The following is a 19,922-nucleotide window of genomic DNA, read 5'->3' on the forward strand; positions in this document are numbered from 1 at the left end:
TCAAAATGGGCTGTTCTTTTTGAAAGAACAGCCCGTTTTTGTAAGGGGGAGAACGAGCGATGAATTTAGAGCGTTTGTTCATGATGCAAAAACAATTAGACGAACGAATCGAAACAAAGCGACAGCTAAAAGGGGAAAATTTAGTATCCAAAAAAATATTAGCCCTGCTCGTTGAAATTGGCGAACTCGCCAATGAGACGCGCTGCTTTAAATTTTGGAGCTCGAAGCCGCCTGCACCTAGAGAAAAAGTGATTGAAGAGTATGTAGATGGGTTACACTTTATTTTATCGCTAGGTATTGACTTAAAATTTGCCGATCACGTTCACCTCATCGACGTTCAAGAAAGCAAACCGCTTGTCGAGCAGTTTTTATGCGTCTTTCAAGCCGTTCATCAATTTGAACGCGCATTATCTCTTGAGTCGTATCAATCGTTATTGGACACTTACTTACAGTTAGCCCATGCCCTTTGCTTTACCTTAGATGAAGTGGAACAAGCGTACATCGCCAAAAACGAAGTAAATCATGAGCGCCAAAATCAGAATTATTAACGAATTTTGTTTATTCTAGTATAATGGATTTGTCTTACATAGAGAGGAGTGAAAAAGATGGTGAAATTAGATGAAACGTTAACGATGTTAAAAGAGTTAACGGATGCCAAAGGTGTGCCAGGCAACGAACGTGAAGCGCGCGAAGTGATGAAAAAATATATTTCTCCTTATGCGGACGAAATCACAACGGATGGCCTTGGCAGCTTAATTGCTAAAAAAGTTGGAAAAGCGGATGGCCCGAAAGTGATGGTCGCTGGCCATTTAGACGAGGTCGGCTTCATGGTGACACAAATTGATGACAAAGGATTTATTCGCTTTCAACCGCTTGGCGGCTGGTGGGGCCAAGTGATGCTTGCCCAACGTGTCACAATCATGACGAAAAAAGGAGACATTACGGGCGTCATCGGCTCCAAACCGCCGCACATTTTACCTCCGGAAGCGCGCAAAAAGCCAGTTGAAATCAAAGACATGTTTATTGACATTGGCGCATCAAGCCGTGAAGAAGCGATGGAATGGGGCGTTCGTCCGGGCGATTCAATCGTTCCATACTTTGAATTTACCGTCATGAATAACGAAAAAATGCTGTTGGCGAAGGCATGGGACAACCGCATCGGCTGCGCGATCGCAATCGATGTTTTAAAACGACTAAAAGATGTTGAGCATCCGAACGTGGTTTACGGCGTCGGCACGGTTCAAGAAGAAGTCGGATTGCGCGGCGCAAGAACGTCTGCTTATGCGATTGAGCCGGATATTGCGTTTGCCGTCGATGTCGGCATTGCCGGAGATACGCCGGGCGTTTCCGAAAAAGAAGCGATGGGCAAACTTGGCGCAGGTCCACATATCGTTTTATACGATGCCTCCCTTGTTTCCCATAAAGGATTGCGTGAATTTGTGATTGATGTCGCTGAAGAAATGAACATTCCTTACCGTTTCGATGCGATGCCGGGCGGAGGAACCGATGCGGGGGCCATTCATATGACGATGCGCGGCGTTCCAGCATTAACGATCGCCATCCCGACGCGCTACATTCACTCCCACGCGGCGATGCTTCACCGCGATGACTATGAAAACACGGTGAAACTGCTTGTCGAAGTCATTAAGCGTTTAGATGAGCAAAAAGTGAAGGAGATTACGTTTGATTAATAAAAAAGTCGGTGAATGCCGACTTTTTTGGTTATATTTGTTTTAATGTAAAAAGGTAAGTCATGAAAACAGTGACTTACCTTTCTTATGGGTTATTGCTTTACCGCTTGTTCTAATGTTGATAGCATCATGTCTCTTTCTTGTTGATCAGCATGATTCCATAACGCTTCAAAAAGGACGCCGAGTCCCGGAAGGTATTTTTCTTCTCCTTGTTGAATCGCATCGGTAATCGTGTGCTCTAATTGCTCTTTTGTGTTGTTGGCGACGTTGCTCATAACCGCATGGCGCAAATTTAAATTCACGTTCATTCACTCCATTCTTTTATGTATTGCGCGATTAGTTTTTGCTATAATGAAAAGTACTATTCATTGTAGGAGGAGAGGTTGAAATGGAAAAAGCAACATTCGCAGGCGGATGTTTTTGGTGCATGGTCACTCCGTTTGAAGAGCTCGATGGAATTTATGGCATCGTTTCAGGCTATACTGGAGGACATGTTGAAAATCCTACATATGAGCAAGTGAAAACAGGGACGACCGGGCATTACGAAGCGGTACAAATTACATTTGACCCAAATGTATTTCCATATGAGAAGCTGCTTGAGTTGTATTGGTGCCAAATCGATCCAACCGATGACGGCGGCCAATTTCATGATCGCGGACCGCAATACCGGACGGCGATTTTCTATCATAATGAAGAACAGCGCAAAAAAGCGGAAGCATCGAAACGAGCGTTGGAAGAGAGCGGAAAATTCCAAAAACCGATCGTAACGAAAATTTTGCCGGCAACGACGTTTTATCCTGCTGAGGAATATCATCAAAACTACCATAAGAAAAATCCGAAGCATTACAAAGAAGACCGCGCAGCTTCCGGACGCGATGAATTTATTGCTAAACATTGGGGCATAAAGGGGCAGTGAATGTTGAAACGAATCCAATCAACAAAAAATCCACAAGTGAAGGAATGGAAAAAGCTTTTAACGAAAAAGGGACGAGAAAAAACAGGATTATTTCTCATTGAAGGATTTCATTTAGTCGAAGAAGCGTTAAAGAGCGATGTACATATTGTTGAACTGATTGTTGATGAGGGAAAAGAAATACCTTCAAGCTGGAATGTCGATCACATTCCAATGACATTCGTTACGGAAGAAATTATACAAGCAATAAGCGATACCGAAGCGCCGCAAGGAATTGTAGCTGTATGTAAACAATTGGTTCATAAACCAATTAATTGGAATCGTGCGAATGTGTTAATGATCGATGCGGTCCAAGATCCGGGTAACATCGGCACGATGATTCGCACCGCCGACGCAGTTGGAATGGATGCGGTCATTCTCGGAGAAGGCTGCGCCGATTTGTACAATCCGAAAGTCATTCGGGCAACGCAAGGGTCGCTTTTTCATCTTCCCGTATTTAAAGGAAACTTGCAAGAATGGATCGAACAATTAAAATCGCAAAACGTTTCGATTTACGGCACGTCGTTAGAAAACGGCGAAGATTACCGGAATGTGCCGCCGATGGAGCCGTTTGCTCTTCTTGTCGGTAACGAAGGAAGCGGCGTTCGCAAAGAACTGTTGGACATGACAACAAAAAATTTATACATTCCGATTTACGGACGAGCGGAATCGCTCAACGTCGCCGTAGCAACCGGAATTTTGCTTTATCACTTGCGCGGATAAAGGTTGCAACGCTTGTTTAGTTTGCCTATAATATAAAAATAGTTAAATAAGGGAAAAAACGATGAAAGAGAAGAGTAGCTTGCCACTCGCCATCCAGGGAGAAAACGCCATAGACTGAGAGCGTTTTTATGGTAGAAGCAAGTGAATTCACCTCTGGAGTTGACACTTGGACCATTCTGCGTCCGCAGAATGTAAAGGTGTTCCGGTCTACGCCGTTATCGCAATGAAGTGAACAGCGCCTTTTTGCGCTGTTAATAAGGGTGGTACCGCGATTTCACTCGTCCCTTGCTTGAGGGGCGAGTTTTTTATTTGAGAAAAAAGGAGGAAATGCAGATGAAAGAACGTTTACACCAACTTCAACAAGAAGCGCTTGAAAAAATCGAACAAGCAAGCGATTTAAAAGCACTTAACGATGTTCGTATCGCTTATCTCGGCAAAAAAGGACCGATTACGGAAGTGCTTCGCGGCATGGGATCATTATCGCCAGAAGAGCGCCCGATCATGGGAGCGCTCGCGAACGAAGTGCGTCAAGCGATTCAAACCGCATTAGAAGCAAAGCAAGCGAAGCTCGAACAAGAAGAAGTCGAGAAAAAGTTAGCGGCGGAAACGATTGATGTCACGCTTCCAGGTCGTCCGATTCGCCGCGGCAATCCTCATCCGCTTACACGCGTGATTGAAGAAATTGAAGACTTATTTATCGGCATGGGCTATACAATCGCCGAAGGTCCAGAGGTAGAAAAAGACTATTACAACTTTGAAGCGCTCAACTTGCCAAAAGGCCATCCGGCGCGCGATATGCAAGATTCGTTCTATATTACGGAAGAAATTTTGCTGCGCACGCACACGTCGCCAGTTCAAGCGCGCACGATGGAAAAACATCAAGGACGCGGTCCGGTGAAAATCATTTGCCCGGGAAAAGTGTATCGCCGCGACAACGATGATGCGACGCACTCTCATCAGTTTACGCAAATTGAGGGTCTTGTCGTTGATGAAAACATTCGCATGAGCGATTTAAAAGGAACACTTCGCGAGTTTGCGCGCAAAATGTTTGGAGAAGATCGCGACATTCGCTTCCGTCCAAGCTTTTTCCCATTTACAGAGCCGTCTGTGGAAGTGGACGTTTCATGCTTCAACTGCGGCGGGCATGGCTGCAATGTGTGTAAAGGAACCGGTTGGATTGAAATTTTAGGCGCCGGCATGGTGCATCCAAACGTATTAGAAATGGCTGGCTTTGATTCGAAAAAATATACAGGTTTTGCGTTTGGAATGGGACCAGAGCGCATTGCGATGTTGAAATACGGCATCGATGACATCCGCCATTTCTATCAAAACGACATTCGCTTTTTACAACAATTCAATCGTGTGTAAAGGGAGGGTTATCCATGTTCGTATCATATAAATGGCTACAAGAATATGTCGATTTAACAGGCATCACGGCAAAAGAACTAGCGGATCGAATTACCAAAAGCGGCATCGAAGTTGAAAGCGTGGAAGTATTGAATAAAGGAGCAAAAGGGGTTGTTGTCGGGCATGTACTTGAGCGCGAACAACACCCAAATGCGGATAAATTAAGCAAATGTCTCGTCGATATCGGCGAAGGCGAGCCGGTGCAAATCATTTGCGGGGCTCCAAACGTGGCAAAAGGACAAAAAGTTGCTGTTGCGAAAGTCGGTGCGGTGCTGCCGGGCAATTTCAAAATTAAACGTGCGAAACTGCGCGGCGAAGAATCAAACGGAATGATTTGTTCGCTGCAAGAGCTTGGCATTGAGTCTAAACTTGTGCCAAAAGAATACGCAGACGGCATTTTCGTCTTCCCGAGCGATGCGCCAGTTGGTGCGGATGCATTGGAGTTATTAAACTTAGATGATGAAGTGCTAGAGTTGGGATTAACGCCAAACCGTGCAGATTGCTTAAGCATGATCGGCGTTGCCTATGAAGTGGCGGCAATTTTAGGAAGAAACGTGAAGCTGCCAGCGATTGAGCTTCATGAAAATGAAGAAAACGTTCATGATTACATTTCTGTTCGCGTCGAAGCGGCGGAAGACAATCCGCTATACGCAGGACGCATCGTCAAAAACGTCAAAATCGGTCCGTCGCCGCTTTGGATGCAAACGCGCTTAATGGCGGCCGGCATTCGTCCGCATAACAACGTTGTCGATATTACGAACTACATTTTGCTTGAGTATGGCCAACCGCTTCATGCGTTTGATTATGATCGCCTCGGTTCAAAAGAAATTGTCGTGCGCCGCGCGAAAGCTGGCGAAACGATCGTGACCCTTGATGATGTTGAAAGAACGTTAACAGAAGACCATCTCGTTATTACAAACGGAACAGAGCCAGTGGCGCTTGCGGGCGTTATGGGTGGAGCGAATTCCGAAGTGCGCAACGACACGACAACGGTATTTATTGAATCAGCGTATTTCAATGGCGCAACGGTTCGCAAAGCGTCAAAAGACCATGGCTTGCGCAGCGAAGCAAGCATGCGTTTTGAAAAAGGAATTGACCCAGCGCGCACAAAAGAAGCGTTAGATCGGGCAGCGGCGTTAATGGCTGAGTACGCTGGTGGGGAAGTCGTTGGCGGCGTTGTCGAAGTGAATACGCTCAAGCAAGAAGAAGTGAAAGTGACGATTACGCTTGACCGCATCAATCGTGTGCTTGGTACAAACATTACAAAAGAGGAAGTTTCAACGATTTTAACGAATTTACAATTTGCCTTTACCGAAGATCACGGAACGTTTACGATCACTGTTCCATCGCGTCGCCGCGATATTTCCATTGAAGAAGATATCATCGAAGAAGTGGCGAGATTGTACGGCTATGACCGTTTGCCAGCGACATTGCCGGTTGCTGAGTCCAAACCGGGCAAACTAACTCCTTATCAAGCGAAACGTCGCCAGGTGCGTCGCTATTTAGAAGATGTCGGCTTGTTCCAAGCCATTACGTATTCGTTAACGAGCGAAGCGAAAGCGACCATGTTTGCGTTAGAAACCGCCAAACCAATTCGCTTGGCGCTTCCGATGAGCGAAGAGCGCAGCGTCCTTCGCCAAAGCTTAATTCCGCATTTATTGGAAGTCGTCAGCTACAACCGTGCCCGCCAAGTCGAAAACGTTGCGGTGTATGAAACAGGAGCGGTTTACTTAGCAAACGACGAAAACGAATTACCACAAGAGAAAGAACGACTTGCCGGAGCGTTGACAGGCGTATGGCATGCGAACCTATGGCAAGGCGAGAAAAAAGCGGTTGATTTCTATGTCGTGAAAGGAATTTTAGATGGGTTATTTGCGTTGCTTGGCCTAGAAAAACGCATTGCATATAAACAAGCGAAACGCGACGGCATGCACCCGGGCCGTACGGCAGACATTTTGCTTGACGGAAAAACGATCGGCTTTGTCGGTCAATTGCATCCAACCGTGCAAAAAGAATATGATTTAAAAGAAACATACGTATTCGAATTGGCATTGACGGACTTGCTCAATACGGAAGTCGAAGAGATTCGTTACTCGCCAATTCCGCGCTTCCCGTCCATTACGCGCGACATTGCGCTTGTCGTTGATGAGCACGTCATTGCCGGCGACATTCAACAAGCGATTATCGAAGCGGGCGGCGAATTGCTCAAAGAAGTAATGATTTTCGACGTGTACAAAGGCGATCGCCTGCCAGACGGCAAAAAGTCGATTGCCTTCTCCCTCCGTTATTATGATCCGGAACGTACATTAACAGACGAAGAAGTAACCGCCGTTCACGAACAAGTCATCAAAGCTGTTGAACAACAATTCGGCGCGACCTTGCGCGGATAAAAAAAGCAAGAGGCTGACTCAACATCGCTCAAAGGCGATGTTTTGAGTCAGCCTCTTTCAATTATAATACCATTTTAATTTTTCTACTTCAAAACCGAACCCGTTAGGTTGCTTCCAAACCTTTTTTCATTTTAGCGATCGTCATCGATGCGCGCGTCTTTTCATGTCATCGCGATTCGTGATATGATAAAAGATAGAATTTTGACGAAGTGGGAGATAGGACGAATGGGGGAAATGCTTTGACAGAACAACAGAAAACGAGAGTTACAGTTGACATATATGGACAGCAATATTCCATTGTTGGGACCGAAAGTTCAAGCCACATTCGTTTAGTGGCTTCGATTGTCGATGATAAAATGCGTGAAATTAGCGCAAAAAACCCGACGCTCGATACGAGCAAATTAGCTGTTTTAACGGCTGTCAACGTTGTTCATGAATACATAAAATTAAAAGAAGAGTATGATCGACTTATGCAACAAATAAAAAAAGAAAAGGATGAGCGCAAGGATGATTGATTTACTTCTACTTTTCATCCTTTTGATGGGATTTATGATCGGTTTAAAGCGCGGATTTATTTTGCAGTTTATTCATATGACAGGATTTATCGTTGCCTTTGCTGTCGCTTACATGAATTATAAAGAATTAGCTCCACGGTTGAAACTATGGGTTCCGTATCCAAGCTTTGGCGATGGCGAAACAGTGAAATTGCTCATTGAGAGCACAAATTTAGACGAAGCGTATTATCGAGCAATTGCGTTTGCCCTTTTATTCTTTGTCACAAAAATTGTGATGCATTTGATTGGTTCTATGCTTGATTTTGTTGCTCAACTCCCGGTTCTAAAAAGCATCAATCGCTGGGCGGGAGGAGCGCTCGGCTTTTTAGAAGTGTATTTGCTTTTGTTTCTCCTTCTTTACGTTGGAGCACTCATTCCGATTGAAAGCATTCAGGAGCCGCTGCGCGATTCGTTTATGGCAAGCATCATCGTCAAGCATACGCCGATCTTGTCAGATGTCGTAAAAAAAATGTGGGTGCAATATATCGCTTAATGGGTCGCTGTAAAACTTCTCTTTACGGAGAAGTTTTTTGTCCTTTTTGTTGAATTTTTGGATCATTTCGATGGGTCAATCGTATATGTTAGGGGATGATCATGTATGGAAAGAAATAAAAAAGAGGCCGTTCAGTTATTAGAAACGATTGCGTTGTATATGGAAATAAAAGGAGAGAATCCATTTAAAATTTCAGCGTTTCGCAAAGCGGCAGCAGCGCTTGAACGTGATGAGCGAGCGTTAACGGATATTGGCGATTTCACATCGATTGCTGGAATTGGAAAAGGGACGGCGGCGGTTATTCAAGAGTGGATCGAGACAGGAAGATCGACCGTTCTTGAGCAATTAAAAGAAGAAATTCCATCCGGCCTTTTTCCGCTATTAAAACTGCCGGGGCTTGGCGGGAAAAAGATTGCGAAGCTGTATCAAGAGTTAGGAATCGTGGATGTCGATACGTTAAAAGCGGCTTGTATCGAGCAGAAAGTGCGTCAATTATCCGGTTTTGGCGCCAAAACGGAAGAAAAAATTTTAGCGGCGCTCGAGGCTATGAATGCTCGGCCGGATCGTTTGCCTCTTGCGTTTATGTTGACGGTTGCAGAAGAGGTCGAGCGCCAATTGGACAACATAAAAGGAATCGTTCGCTTTTCTCGTGCGGGCAGTTTACGCCGCATGTGCGAGACGATCAAAGATTTGGATTTTATTATTGCGACGAATGAACCGACTGTTGTCCGTGAACAATTGCTGCAGTTAAAAAACGTATGTGATGTGATCGCGAACGGCGAAACGAAAGTATCGTTGCAACTAAAATATGACTATCCTGTCAACGTTGATTTTCGTCTTGTCACTCCTGAACAATTCGCAACGACTTTGCATCATTTTACCGGATCAAAAGAACATAATGTTCGCATGCGACAAATCGCCAAAGAACGCGGTGAAAAAATTAGCGAGTACGGCGTTGAAAACAGCCAAACAGGTGAAATCATCACATTTCCGACAGAGCAAGCGTTTTTTGCCCATTTTGGCCTTCCGTTCATTCCGCCGGAGTTGCGCGAAGATGGGAGCGAAGTGGATCGATATACGGAAGATGATTCGCTTATTTCGCTCAAGCATATCAAAGGCGATTTACATATGCACTCAACGTGGAGCGATGGAGCATTTTCGATTGCTGAAATGGCGGAAGCGTGCCGGAAAAAAGGCTATCGCTATATCGCGATCACCGATCATTCCAAGTTTTTAAAAGTGGCGAACGGATTAACGGTCGAACGTTTAAAAAGGCAACAAGAAGAGATTGCCCGTTTAAATGAAAAATACGATGATTTTGTTATTTTATCTGGAATTGAAATGGATATTTTACCAGATAGCACGTTAGATTATGATGACGAAGTGCTTGAAAGCGTTGATTTTGTCATTGCTTCGATTCATTCGGCGTTTTCGCAACCGCGCGAAGTGATTATGGAACGATTAAAAAGAGCGCTTATGAATCATCACGTGGATCTCATTGCCCATCCGACAGGAAGATTAATTGGTCAGCGGGACGGGTATGATGTCGATATCGACATGTTGATTGAGTTAGCGAAAGAAACGGATACAGCGTTGGAGCTAAACGCGAATCCCCATCGCCTTGATTTAACATACGAATATTTAAAAAAAGCGCAAGAGGCAGGCGTGAAAATCGCGATCAACACCGATGCGCACAACATTCAAATGCTCGATCATATGGAAATTGGGGTCGCGTTTGCGCGCAAAGGATGGATTCGAAAAGAAACGGTCATTAATACATGGGATCTTGAACAATTAAAGCAATTTTTGCAGCGTCATCATGTAAATTCATAAGTATGGAGGTTTTGAGCGTGCACCCGAGAACGTTAACGATATTAGAATTTGATAAAGTTAAAGCACAGTTGATGGAACATGTTGCTTCATCATTGGGGAAAGAAAAAGTGGAGAAGCTTGTTCCATCTACCGATTTCGCTGAAGTTGTCCGCTGGCAAGAAGAAACGGATGAAGCGGCTACCGTTCTTCGCCTGCGCGGACATGTTCCGCTCGGCGGGATTTTTGATATCCGCGCGAGCGTGAAAAGAGCAAAAATTGGCGGAACGTTAAGCCCACATGAGTTGCTAGATGTGGCGAGCACGATTTATGCGAGCAGACAAATGAAAAAATTTATCGAATCGCTTCTTGACGATGTCGCATTGCCGCATTTAGCTCCATATGTGGAACGGATGATCGCCTTGCCAGAGCTTGAACAAGCGATTAACCATTGCATTGACGACCACGGCGAAATCATGGATCAAGCGAGTGAACGATTGCGTTCTCTCCGTCAACAATTGCGTGCGACGGAAGGAAGAATTCGCGATAAATTAGAAAGCATCATTCGCTCTTCATCGGCGCAAAAAATGTTGTCCGATGCGATTATTACCATTCGCAACGAACGATATGTCATTCCGGTTAAACAAGAATATCGTCACGCTTATGGCGGGATCGTGCATGATCAATCATCTTCAGGAGCGACGCTCTTTATTGAGCCGCAATCGGTTGTCGATTTAAACAACCAGCTCCAAGAATTGCGCGTGAAAGAAAAGCAAGAAATGGAGCGAATTTTAGTCGAATTGACCAAGAAAGTAGCGGAGGATGCTGAAGCCATTCTCGTCGATGTTGACATGCTAGCGGAACTCGATTTTATTTTTGCGAAAGCGAAATATGCGAAACAAATCAAGGCGACAAAGCCGGATATGAACGATCGCGGTTACATTCGTTTGTTGCAGGCGCGACATCCTTTAATCTCGCCCGATGAAGTCGTTCCCAACGATATTGAACTTGGCAAAGATTACACCGCCATCGTGATTACGGGACCAAATACAGGCGGTAAAACCGTTACGCTGAAAACGATTGGATTGTTTACATTGATGGCTCAAGCAGGTTTGCAAATTCCTGCGCTCGATGGTTCTGAACTAGCTGTTTTCCGCGCGGTTTATGCCGATATTGGCGATGAACAATCAATCGAGCAAAGCTTAAGTACATTTTCTTCCCACATGGTAAATATTGTGGATATTTTAAAGAAAGTCGACGAACATAGCCTCGTCTTATTTGATGAATTAGGGGCTGGAACCGATCCGCAAGAAGGCGCGGCGCTGGCGATTGCGATTTTAGATGAAGTGCATCAGCGCGGTGCTCGTGTCGTTGCGACAACGCATTATCCAGAACTGAAAGCCTATGGGTATAATCGTCAAGGAGTCATTAATGCGAGCGTTGAATTTGATATCGAAACGTTAAGCCCGACTTATAAATTATTGATCGGCATTCCGGGCCGAAGCAATGCGTTAGAAATTTCGCGCCGGCTTGGTCTGGATGAGCAAATTATTGAGCGAGCAAGAACGTATATAAGCGCGGAAAGCAACCAAGTGGAAAATATGATTGCTTCGTTGGAATATAGCAAAAAACGGGCTGAAGAAGAATTTAAAGAAGCGGAAGATTTCCGCAAAGAGGCGGAGAAACTTCATAAAGAGCTGCAAAAGCAAATCATTGAATTAAACGAACAGCGAGACCGTTGGCTCGAAGAAGCGAAGAAAAAAGCGGAAAGCATTGTTAAAAAAGCGCAACAAGAAGCAGAGCAAATTATTCGCGAATTGCGTCAAATGAAAAAAGAGCAATTGGCCAACATTAAAGAGCACGAGTTAATAGAAGCGAAAAAACGGTTAGAAGAAGCGATTCCTCATATTGAAATAAAGCGAAAAGAGAAAAAACAGAAAAAGCCGGAACAAACGCTGCATCCTGGCGACGAAGTAAAAGTCGTCAATTTGAATCAAAAGGGACAATTGCTTGAGAAAGTATCGGATGATGAGTGGCTCGTTCAAATTGGCATTTTAAAAATGAAAGTAAAAGAAGAAAACTTAGAGTACGTTAGCCGCCCGAAACCGATTGAAACGAAACCGCTCGCGACAGTGAAAGGGAAAGACTATCATGTTCCATTAGAGCTCGATTTGCGTGGAGAACGGTATGAAGATGCATTGTTGCGTCTTGAAAAATACATTGACGATGCTTTGTTAGCTGGTTATCCGCGCGTTTCCATTATTCATGGAAAAGGGACAGGAGCGTTGCGCAAAGGTGTCCAACAATATTTGCAAAACCATCGTTCCGTCAAAAGCTTCCGCTTTGGTGAAGCAACAGAAGGCGGAACCGGCGTCACCATTGTTGAGTTGAAATGATGGGAGAGGATGGTATGAACTCCTTTTGGGAAAATGAAATTGTTAAAATTGCAGCGAACTTTAGCGTCGTTATTTTATGTATGGTCGTCTTTCTAGCTGTTTTTGAATTAGTAACAAAATATAAAAACTGGGAAGAGATTCAAAAAGGGAATGTAGCCGTGGCGATGGCGACAGGCGGAAAAATATTTGGAATTGCAAATATTTTCCGCTACTCGATTAGCCATCATGATTCGCTCTTGTCAATGATTGGCTGGGGGGTTTACGGCTTTCTTCTTCTGCTAGGAGGCTACTTTATTTATGAATTTTTAACGCCAAAGTTTAACATCGATCAAGAGATTGCAAATGATAATCGAGCGGTTGGCTTTATTTCCATGGTCATTTCCATCGGATTATCTTTTGTCATTGGAGCAAGCATACGATGAGGGGAGAACGAAATGGAAACGTTAGCGAAAGTATTGCTCATCCTTTGCGGCATCTTTTTGATGATTGGAGTGGTTTATTTAAGCTTCTTTGCATAAAAGGATGTCTAGAGGCATCCTTTTATAATTTTTGATGTAAAATTTCAGAAAATATTATAAAATATAAATAGTCTTACAAAAAAAACAAAAAGGGGGAGAAGGGATGGAGAGACCGTGGTTAGCGTTGTATCCTCAAGAAATTCCTCATACCATCGATTATCCGCAAAAGCCTTTACAACAATTTTTAAAAGAAGCTGCAGAGCAGTTTCCAAACAAAGTGGCTATTCACTTTTTAGGAAAAGAACTAACTTATCAAGAAGTGTATGAACAATCGTTAAAACTTGCTCATTATTTACGTCGCATCGGCTTGGAAAAAGGCGATCGCGTTTCCATTATGTTGCCGAATTGCCCGCAATCGGTCATCAGCTATTATGCGGTTTTATTCGCTGGCGGCATCGTTGTGCAGACCAATCCGCTTTATACGGAGCGAGAGTTAGAACACCAATTAAATGATAGCGGTGCCAAGATCATCATTACTCTTGATCTCATTTTTCCAAAAGCGATCAAAATGAAAGCGGTAACAAATTTAAAGCATATCATTGTAACAAGCATAAAAGATTACTTGCCATTTCCAAAAAACATTCTTTATCCTTTCGTGCAAAAGAAACAGCAGCCGGTTGCCGTAAAAGTAAAACACGAAGGGGAGTGTCATTTATTCACAAAAGCGATTGCTACGTCCAATGCTGAGGAATATTCAGTCGATGTCAATCCGCTTGAAGATGTGGCTCTTTTGCAATATACGGGCGGAACAACAGGATTTCCGAAAGCAGCGATGCTCACTCATCATAATTTGATTGCAAATACGCTCATGTGTGCAAAATGGATGTATAAATGTCAAAAAGGAAATGAATCGATCCTTGGTGTGCTGCCATTTTTCCATGTATATGGAATGACGGCTGTGATGAATTTATCGATTATGGAAGGACACAAAATGATTTTGCTTCCGAAGTTTGATGTTGTAACAACGTTGAAAACGATCGAAAAACAAAGACCGACGCTGTTTCCGGGAGCGCCAACCATTTATATTGCTTTATTAAATCATCCGGATTTGAAAAAATACGATCTTTCATCCATCAAAATATGCATTAGCGGTTCCGCGCCTTTGCCAGTGGAAGTGCAGGAACAATTTGAAGCGGTGACAGGCGGAAAAATCATTGAGGGATATGGATTAACAGAAGCCTCTCCCGTTACTCATGCCAATTTCATTTGGGATGGAAAAAGAATAAAAGGAAGCATCGGCGTACCTTGGCCGGATACAGATGCGATGATCGTTTCGCTTGAAACAGGAGAAAAAGCAAACGTAAACGAAATTGGCGAAATCGCTGTGCGCGGTCCTCAAGTGATGAAAGGATATTGGAATCAGCCCGAAGAAACGGAGGCTGTTTTGCGCGATGGATGGTTATTGACAGGGGATTTAGGATACATGAATGAAGAGGGATATTTCTTCGTTGTCGACCGCAAGAAAGATATGATTATTGCAAGTGGATACAACATTTATCCGCGTGAAATTGAAGAAGTGTTATATGAGCATCCGAAAGTGCAAGAGGCTGTCGTCATTGGCGTTCCAGATGCGTACAGGGGGGAGACAGTCAAAGCGTATATCGTTCTAAAAGAAGGTGAGCAGTGCACGGAAGAAGAGCTCGATCAATTTATGCGCAGTCGCTTAGCGGCATACAAAGTTCCGCGTATTTATGAATTTAGAAAAGAGCTGCCGAAAACAGCGGTCGGAAAAATATTGCGCCGTACTCTATTAGAAGAAGAGAAAGAGAAACAAAAATAATACCCCTCTATATCTTTTTCTTGACAATGCCCGTCGACCGTTTTTAAAATAAAAATATGAATGATTGTTCATTCATATTTGAAAGGGAGAATGATATTGAAGAGAGACAAACCAAAATTTAAGCAAATTATTGATGCAGCCGTCATTGTCATTGCGGAAAATGGCTATCATCAAGCGCAAGTATCAAAAATCGCCAAGCAAGCGGGCGTCGCTGACGGCACGATTTACCTTTATTTTAAAAACAAAGAGGATATTTTAATTTCGTTATTTCAAGAAAAGATGGGGAATTTCATCGAAAAAATTCAGGAGGAAATAGAAGGAATTTCAAGTCCTTCGGAGAAGTTGTTCTTGTTGATTCAAAAACATTTTCAAATGTTAGCAGCTGATCGTCATTTAGCAGTTGTGACTCAACTTGAACTTCGTCAATCCAATAAAACGCTTCGTCTAAAAATTAATGAAATTTTAAAAGGATACCTAAAGGTCGTTGATCAAATTGTGCAAGAAGGAATTGAAAAAGGAGAATTTCGTCCAGATTTAGACGTGCGTTTAGCTCGCCAAATGATTTTTGGTACGATTGACGAAACCGTGACAACATGGGTGATGAATGACCAAAAATACGATTTAGTCGCTTTAGCCAAGCCGGTTCATCAGTTGCTAACGAAAGGTTGTTGCATATAAAGCAGCAACCTTTGTATATCATTTTTTGGGGAGGGAGAAAGGATGGAATTTTTTCACGTAACAACAGAGGGGTATGTTGCGATCGTGACGATTAACCGACCGCCAGCAAATGCCCTTTCGTCCGCTGTTTTGAAAGAGCTTTCGTCTGTTTTAGATGAACTTGAACAGAATGAACATGTGCGCGTCATCATTCTTCGTGGGGAAGGACGTTTCTTTTGTGCAGGAGCCGATATTAAAGAATTTACATTGATTGAAACGAAAGAAGAAGCGACAGAAGTGGCTTTGAGCGGGCAACAGTTAATGGAGAGGGTAGAGCAGTTCAAGAAGCCGATTATTGCAGCTATTCACGGAGCTGCGTTAGGCGGAGGATTGGAACTTGCAATGAGTTGCCATCTCCGTGTCGTTGCTGAAAACGCTAAGCTTGGTTTACCTGAATTGCAGCTTGGCATCATCCCAGGGTTTGCGGGAACACAAAGATTGTTGCGTTACGTCGGAGCGGCAAAGGCGCTTGAAATGATGTGGACGAGTGAACCGATTACGGGAACCGAAGCGGTGCAATGGGGATTAGCAAACGTTGCTGTACCAGAAGAAAACGTATTGGGAGCAGCGAAGCAGTTAGCGGAGAAAATTGCTAGAAAAAGTCCGCTCTCGATTCAAGCGACATTGCAGTTGTTAAATGCCGCAAAGGTTCATTCGTTTCACGAGTGTGTCAAAAAAGAAGCGGAGCTATTCGGTCAAGTTTTTGTTACCGAAGATGCGAAAGAAGGAATTTCAGCGTTTATTGAAAAAAGAACACCACAATTTCAAGGTAAATAATTTTTTGTTTATAAATTTCCGAATTTTTTTAAAACCGATCGAATTTGGGGGGAGAGTCTATGAATATTTTTGTTTTAATGAAGCGAACATTTGATACAGAAGAAAAAATTGTCATTCAAAACGGAAAAGTGAGTGAAGAAGGAGCCGAGTTTATCATTAATCCTTACGATGAATACGCGATTGAAGAAGCGATTCAAGTGCGCGACAAACACGGCGGTGAGGTAACGGTTGTAACCGTTGGAAATGAAGACGCGGAAAAAGAGCTTCGTACAGCGTTAGCAATGGGAGCTGATAAAGCGGTTTTAATTAACATTGAAGATGACGTCGAAGATGGCGATCAATATACAACAGCGAAAGTGCTTGCAGAGTATTTAAAAGACAAAGAAGCGGACTTAATTTTAGCGGGAAACGTAGCGATCGATGGCGGGTCTGGACAAGTTGGTCCGCGCGTGGCAGAATTGCTTGGCATCCCTTATGTCACAACGATTACAAAGCTTGAAATCGACGGTACAAACGTTAAAGTGGTCCGCGATGTGGAAGGGGATGAAGAAATCATCGAAACCTCTCTTCCTCTTTTAGTGACAGCGCAACAAGGTTTAAATGAACCGCGCTATCCGTCTTTACCGGGGATTATGAAAGCGAAAAAGAAACCGCTTGAAGAATTAGAGCTAGATGATTTAGATCTTGATGAGGATGATGTGGAGGCAAAAACAAAAACAATTGAAATCTTTTTGCCGCCGAAAAAAGAAGCAGGAAAAATTTTGCAAGGGGATATTGCTGACCAAGTGAAAGAACTCGTTTCGCTTCTTCATACAGAAGCAAAAGTGATTTAATAGGGGGATGGGACAATGACGAGAAAAGTGTTGACGTTAGCAGAAGTGCGTGACGGTGCGTTAAGAAACGTTTCATTCGAGGCGATTGCAGCTGCAAAAACGATTGCTGAAGGCGGAGAAGTTGTTTCTGTATTAGTCGGAGTGAGCGTTCGCTCATTAGCCGCTGAATTGATTCATTACGGAGCGGACCGTGTTTTAGTCGTTGAGCATGAAAAGTTAGCGCATTATACGCCAGATGGCTATACTCAAGCGTTGCAAGCGGTCATTGAACAAGAAAAACCGGAAGGAATCGTCTTTGGCCATACGGCGCTTGGCAAGGATTTATCGCCAAAATTGGCAGCGAAACTACAGTCAGGCCTTGTCTCAGATATTGTCGCATTAGAAGAAGCTGGCGGAAACATTGTTTTTACAAGACCAATTTACTCTGGAAAGGCGTTTGAAAAGAAAATTGTAACGGATGGCCTCATTTTTGTAACCGTTCGTCCAAACAATATCGCTCCGTTGCAAAAAGATGAAAGCCGCACGGGAGAAGTGACGGATGTAGCGGTTGATATTAAAGATTTACGCACCATTGTAAAAGAAGTTGTTCGCAAAACAGCTGAAGGCGTTGATTTGTCAGAGGCGAAAGTCATCGTTGCTGGCGGACGCGGTGTGAAAAGTGCAGAAGGATTTGAACCGCTTAAAGAACTTGCAAAAGTACTGGGCGGAGCTGTTGGCGCTTCTCGCGGCGCATGCGATGCAGGATATTGCGACTATTCATTGCAAATCGGCCAAACAGGAAAGGTGGTTACACCAGATCTTTATATCGCTTGCGGCATTTCCGGAGCGATCCAGCATCTAGCAGGAATGTCCAACTCGAAGGTGATTGTTGCCATTAATAAAGATCCTGAAGCAAATATTTTTAAAGTGGCGGATTACGGAATTGTCGGAGACTTGTTTGAAGTCGTTCCGCTGTTAGTCGAAGAGTTTAAGAAGTTAAAAGTTCACTCATAATATTTCAAACGGGCAAGGCACTCTGCTTTCGCCCGTTTTCTTCAGCATAAATTTTTTTGAGTAGGAAATAGTAGAAGCGAAGCAAATTATTAGCACTGTTGAACATTCAGTGGTATACTGTTCTTACTTAAATGAATTATACGAGGAGGAGTAACGATGGCAATTGTAAATGCAACTGATCAAACTTTTGTTAACGAAGTAAGTCAAGGTGTTGTGCTTGTTGACTTTTGGGCGCCTTGGTGCGGACCTTGCAAAATGATCGCTCCGGTGTTGGAAGAAGTCGATCAGGAATTAGGCGACAAAGTAAAAATCGTCAAAGTAAACGTTGATGAAAACCAAGAAACAGCTGGTAAATACGGTGTGATGAGCATTCCGACATTATTTGTATTTAAAAATGGCGAAGTGGTTGATAAAACGGTTGGCTATCAACCAAAAGAAGCGCTTGTTAGCTTATTAAACAAACATCTATAATTTATTCAAGACAGCCCAAAATGTTCTGGGCTGTTTTTTTATGATTTTTATTGACATTGAAAATCGTTATCTATATAATTCTAAATGTTAATGAAAATCGTTATCAAAAGTGGGGATAAGGGGGATACCTATATGAAAAAGAGACATTTAAAAGCAGTATTTGCGATGTTTTTGCTCGCGAGCGGTGTGTTAGCGGGTTGTAATTCACAAAAAACAGAAACAACTGAGAAGAAAGAAGAAACAGCGGTAGAAGATCGAAAAGAAGAGCAAGCAGAACAAGAAGAAGCAGAGCACGAAGAAATCAATTATGGCGAAGCGTTCAAAGAAGCAGTAACAGAGCTTGAGAAGGCAAAAGAAGGGCAAGATGTCGATTTTGATAAAGTCATCCATATTTATGAAACAAAATTACAAGCGCTTGTACAAAAACGAGATGCAGAATTCGAAGAAACCATTGATCAACATATTACAACGGCATTGAACGCTGGAAAAGACGGTTCAATGGGAAAAATGGTTGTTAAACAAATTTTTGATAAGTTGATGCAAAAAGTGTTCTATACAACAATTAAACACGAGTTCGCTGAAATTGAAGAAAATTGGGGAAATAAAGAAGTTGTAAAAGAAGAAATTGAAGAAGCCAAAGAATTTTATGCCATTTTACAGTCTACGGTTGAAAAACGCGATGCTGCATATGGTACAAGCTTAGTTGATACGATTAATGGCGCATTTTCAGAGATTGAGAGCGCAGTAGAAAAAGATGATGCTTTGGCATTTGCGCTTGGAAAGCAAGTGGTAGATAAAACGTTAATGAAAACGTTCTATTTAGCAACAGGTGCGCTTCCACATGGCTATGCAACAAAAACGGCGGCAGAAGCGAAAGAAAACGCGGAAGAAGCAAAGGTGGAGCAAGCAGAAGGATGGGCATTTTATCAATCCATTTATCCTTACATGAAAAAACATGCAGCGGAAGAAGCAGATTACATTTTAAATCAATTTGATTTACAAACAGATGTCAAAACATTAGATCCTGCTGCGATTAATAAAGCCTTTATCCGCGGTTTAGCGAAAGTGGCATTACATGAATATGAAGAAAGCGAAGAAAATTGGGGACAAGATAAATCGGTGATTACAGCGCTTGAAGGAGCATTGTTCATTGATATGATCGGAAACGATATTAAAACACTATTAGGTGAACAAGCATTTGCAACATTAAATGATCAAGCGCAAAAATATTTAGAAGCAGCAAAAGCGAAAAATAAAGAAGAAGCAGAAAAACTTCTAGAACAAATCGAAGCAACAGTAAATACGGTGATTGAAAAAGCAAAATAATCCATTTATAGAGCAAAAAACCTTGTTCTCATACAAGGTTTTTTGCATTTATGCGCATACGAATTTTTGTGAACTTGTTTATAATGTTGTTG

Annotated in this window: 19 protein-coding genes and 1 other annotated feature; of the genes, 18 read left to right on the forward strand and 1 reads right to left on the reverse strand. The window is 43.0% G+C overall.

The window, feature by feature from the left end; translation table 11 throughout:
- Positions 1-59: 59 nt before the first annotated feature.
- Entirely contained in the window at positions 60-548 is a 489-nt protein-coding gene (locus EDD69_RS03385) for a dUTP diphosphatase (RefSeq protein ID WP_132947560.1), read from the forward strand.
- A 57-nt stretch (positions 549-605) separates the two neighbouring features.
- Positions 606-1,691, forward strand: coding sequence for a M42 family metallopeptidase (locus EDD69_RS03390; protein ID WP_132947561.1), 1,086 nt, complete (start codon positions 606-608; stop codon positions 1,689-1,691).
- A 92-nt stretch (positions 1,692-1,783) separates the two neighbouring features.
- Here EDD69_RS03390 and sspI read toward each other — a convergent pair whose 3' ends face one another.
- Positions 1,784-1,993: a small acid-soluble spore protein SspI gene (gene sspI / locus EDD69_RS03395; protein WP_132947562.1), complete on the reverse strand. Its 210-nt coding sequence runs from the start codon at positions 1,991-1,993 to the stop codon at positions 1,784-1,786.
- An 86-nt stretch (positions 1,994-2,079) separates the two neighbouring features.
- Here sspI and msrA point away from each other — a divergent pair, with 86 nt between their 5' ends.
- The 16 genes from msrA to EDD69_RS03475 all read left to right on the forward strand — a co-directional run bounded on the left by msrA (position 2,080) and on the right by EDD69_RS03475 (position 19,830).
- On the forward strand, positions 2,080-2,607 hold the full coding sequence (gene msrA / locus EDD69_RS03400) for a peptide-methionine (S)-S-oxide reductase MsrA (protein WP_132947563.1): 528 nt from the start codon (positions 2,080-2,082) through the stop codon (positions 2,605-2,607).
- Positions 2,608-2,610: 3 nt separating this feature from the next.
- Positions 2,611-3,366: a TrmH family RNA methyltransferase gene (locus tag EDD69_RS03405; protein ID WP_132947713.1), complete on the forward strand. Its 756-nt coding sequence runs from the start codon at positions 2,611-2,613 to the stop codon at positions 3,364-3,366.
- Positions 3,367-3,418: 52 nt separating this feature from the next.
- Positions 3,419-3,655: a binding site (T-box leader), on the forward strand.
- A 44-nt stretch (positions 3,656-3,699) separates the two neighbouring features.
- Complete coding sequence (pheS, locus tag EDD69_RS03410) at positions 3,700-4,734, forward strand: phenylalanine--tRNA ligase subunit alpha (RefSeq protein ID WP_132947564.1); 1,035 nt, start codon at positions 3,700-3,702, stop codon at positions 4,732-4,734.
- A 14-nt stretch (positions 4,735-4,748) separates the two neighbouring features.
- A complete protein-coding gene (gene pheT, locus EDD69_RS03415; RefSeq protein WP_132947565.1) occupies positions 4,749-7,163 on the forward strand; it encodes a phenylalanine--tRNA ligase subunit beta in 2,415 nt (804 codons plus the stop codon).
- A gap of 239 nt (positions 7,164-7,402) precedes the next feature.
- Positions 7,403-7,678: a cell division protein ZapA gene (gene zapA / locus EDD69_RS03420; RefSeq protein WP_132947566.1), complete on the forward strand. Its 276-nt coding sequence runs from the start codon at positions 7,403-7,405 to the stop codon at positions 7,676-7,678.
- Positions 7,671-8,210 carry a CvpA family protein gene (locus tag EDD69_RS03425; RefSeq protein ID WP_132947567.1) on the forward strand — a complete coding sequence of 180 codons (540 nt, stop codon included), beginning with the start codon at positions 7,671-7,673 and terminating at the stop codon, positions 8,208-8,210. Before zapA ends, EDD69_RS03425 begins: the two co-directional genes overlap by 8 nt.
- Positions 8,211-8,315: 105 nt before the next feature.
- Entirely contained in the window at positions 8,316-10,043 is a 1,728-nt protein-coding gene (polX, locus tag EDD69_RS03430; RefSeq protein WP_132947568.1) for a DNA polymerase/3'-5' exonuclease PolX, read from the forward strand.
- 17 nt (positions 10,044-10,060) lie between these two features.
- On the forward strand, positions 10,061-12,415 hold the full coding sequence (locus EDD69_RS03435; RefSeq protein WP_132947569.1) for an endonuclease MutS2: 2,355 nt from the start codon (positions 10,061-10,063) through the stop codon (positions 12,413-12,415).
- A 14-nt stretch (positions 12,416-12,429) separates the two neighbouring features.
- The gene (locus EDD69_RS03440; RefSeq protein ID WP_132947570.1) at positions 12,430-12,837 is read left to right on the forward strand and encodes a DUF350 domain-containing protein; all 408 of its coding nucleotides are present in this window, start codon (positions 12,430-12,432) and stop codon (positions 12,835-12,837) included.
- Positions 12,838-13,036: 199 nt separating this feature from the next.
- Entirely contained in the window at positions 13,037-14,713 is a 1,677-nt protein-coding gene (locus EDD69_RS03445) for an AMP-binding protein (RefSeq protein ID WP_132947571.1), read from the forward strand.
- Between the two features lie 96 nt (positions 14,714-14,809).
- On the forward strand, positions 14,810-15,391 hold the full coding sequence (locus EDD69_RS03450; RefSeq protein WP_132947572.1) for a TetR/AcrR family transcriptional regulator: 582 nt from the start codon (positions 14,810-14,812) through the stop codon (positions 15,389-15,391).
- A 42-nt stretch (positions 15,392-15,433) separates the two neighbouring features.
- The gene (locus EDD69_RS03455; RefSeq protein ID WP_132947573.1) at positions 15,434-16,207 is read left to right on the forward strand and encodes an enoyl-CoA hydratase; all 774 of its coding nucleotides are present in this window, start codon (positions 15,434-15,436) and stop codon (positions 16,205-16,207) included.
- Between the two features lie 59 nt (positions 16,208-16,266).
- On the forward strand, positions 16,267-17,040 hold the full coding sequence (locus EDD69_RS03460) for an electron transfer flavoprotein subunit beta/FixA family protein (RefSeq protein WP_132947574.1): 774 nt from the start codon (positions 16,267-16,269) through the stop codon (positions 17,038-17,040).
- Positions 17,041-17,055: 15 nt separating this feature from the next.
- Positions 17,056-18,033: an electron transfer flavoprotein subunit alpha/FixB family protein gene (locus EDD69_RS03465; protein WP_132947575.1), complete on the forward strand. Its 978-nt coding sequence runs from the start codon at positions 17,056-17,058 to the stop codon at positions 18,031-18,033.
- A gap of 156 nt (positions 18,034-18,189) precedes the next feature.
- Positions 18,190-18,504, forward strand: coding sequence for a thioredoxin (gene trxA, locus EDD69_RS03470; protein WP_132947576.1), 315 nt, complete (start codon positions 18,190-18,192; stop codon positions 18,502-18,504).
- 132 nt (positions 18,505-18,636) lie between these two features.
- Positions 18,637-19,830: a hypothetical protein gene (locus EDD69_RS03475; RefSeq protein WP_424565327.1), complete on the forward strand. Its 1,194-nt coding sequence runs from the start codon at positions 18,637-18,639 to the stop codon at positions 19,828-19,830.
- Positions 19,831-19,922 lie beyond the last annotated feature (92 nt).

It is taken from the genome of Thermolongibacillus altinsuensis, assembly GCF_004341205.1.
Lineage (GTDB): Bacteria > Bacillota > Bacilli > Bacillales > Anoxybacillaceae > Thermolongibacillus > Thermolongibacillus altinsuensis.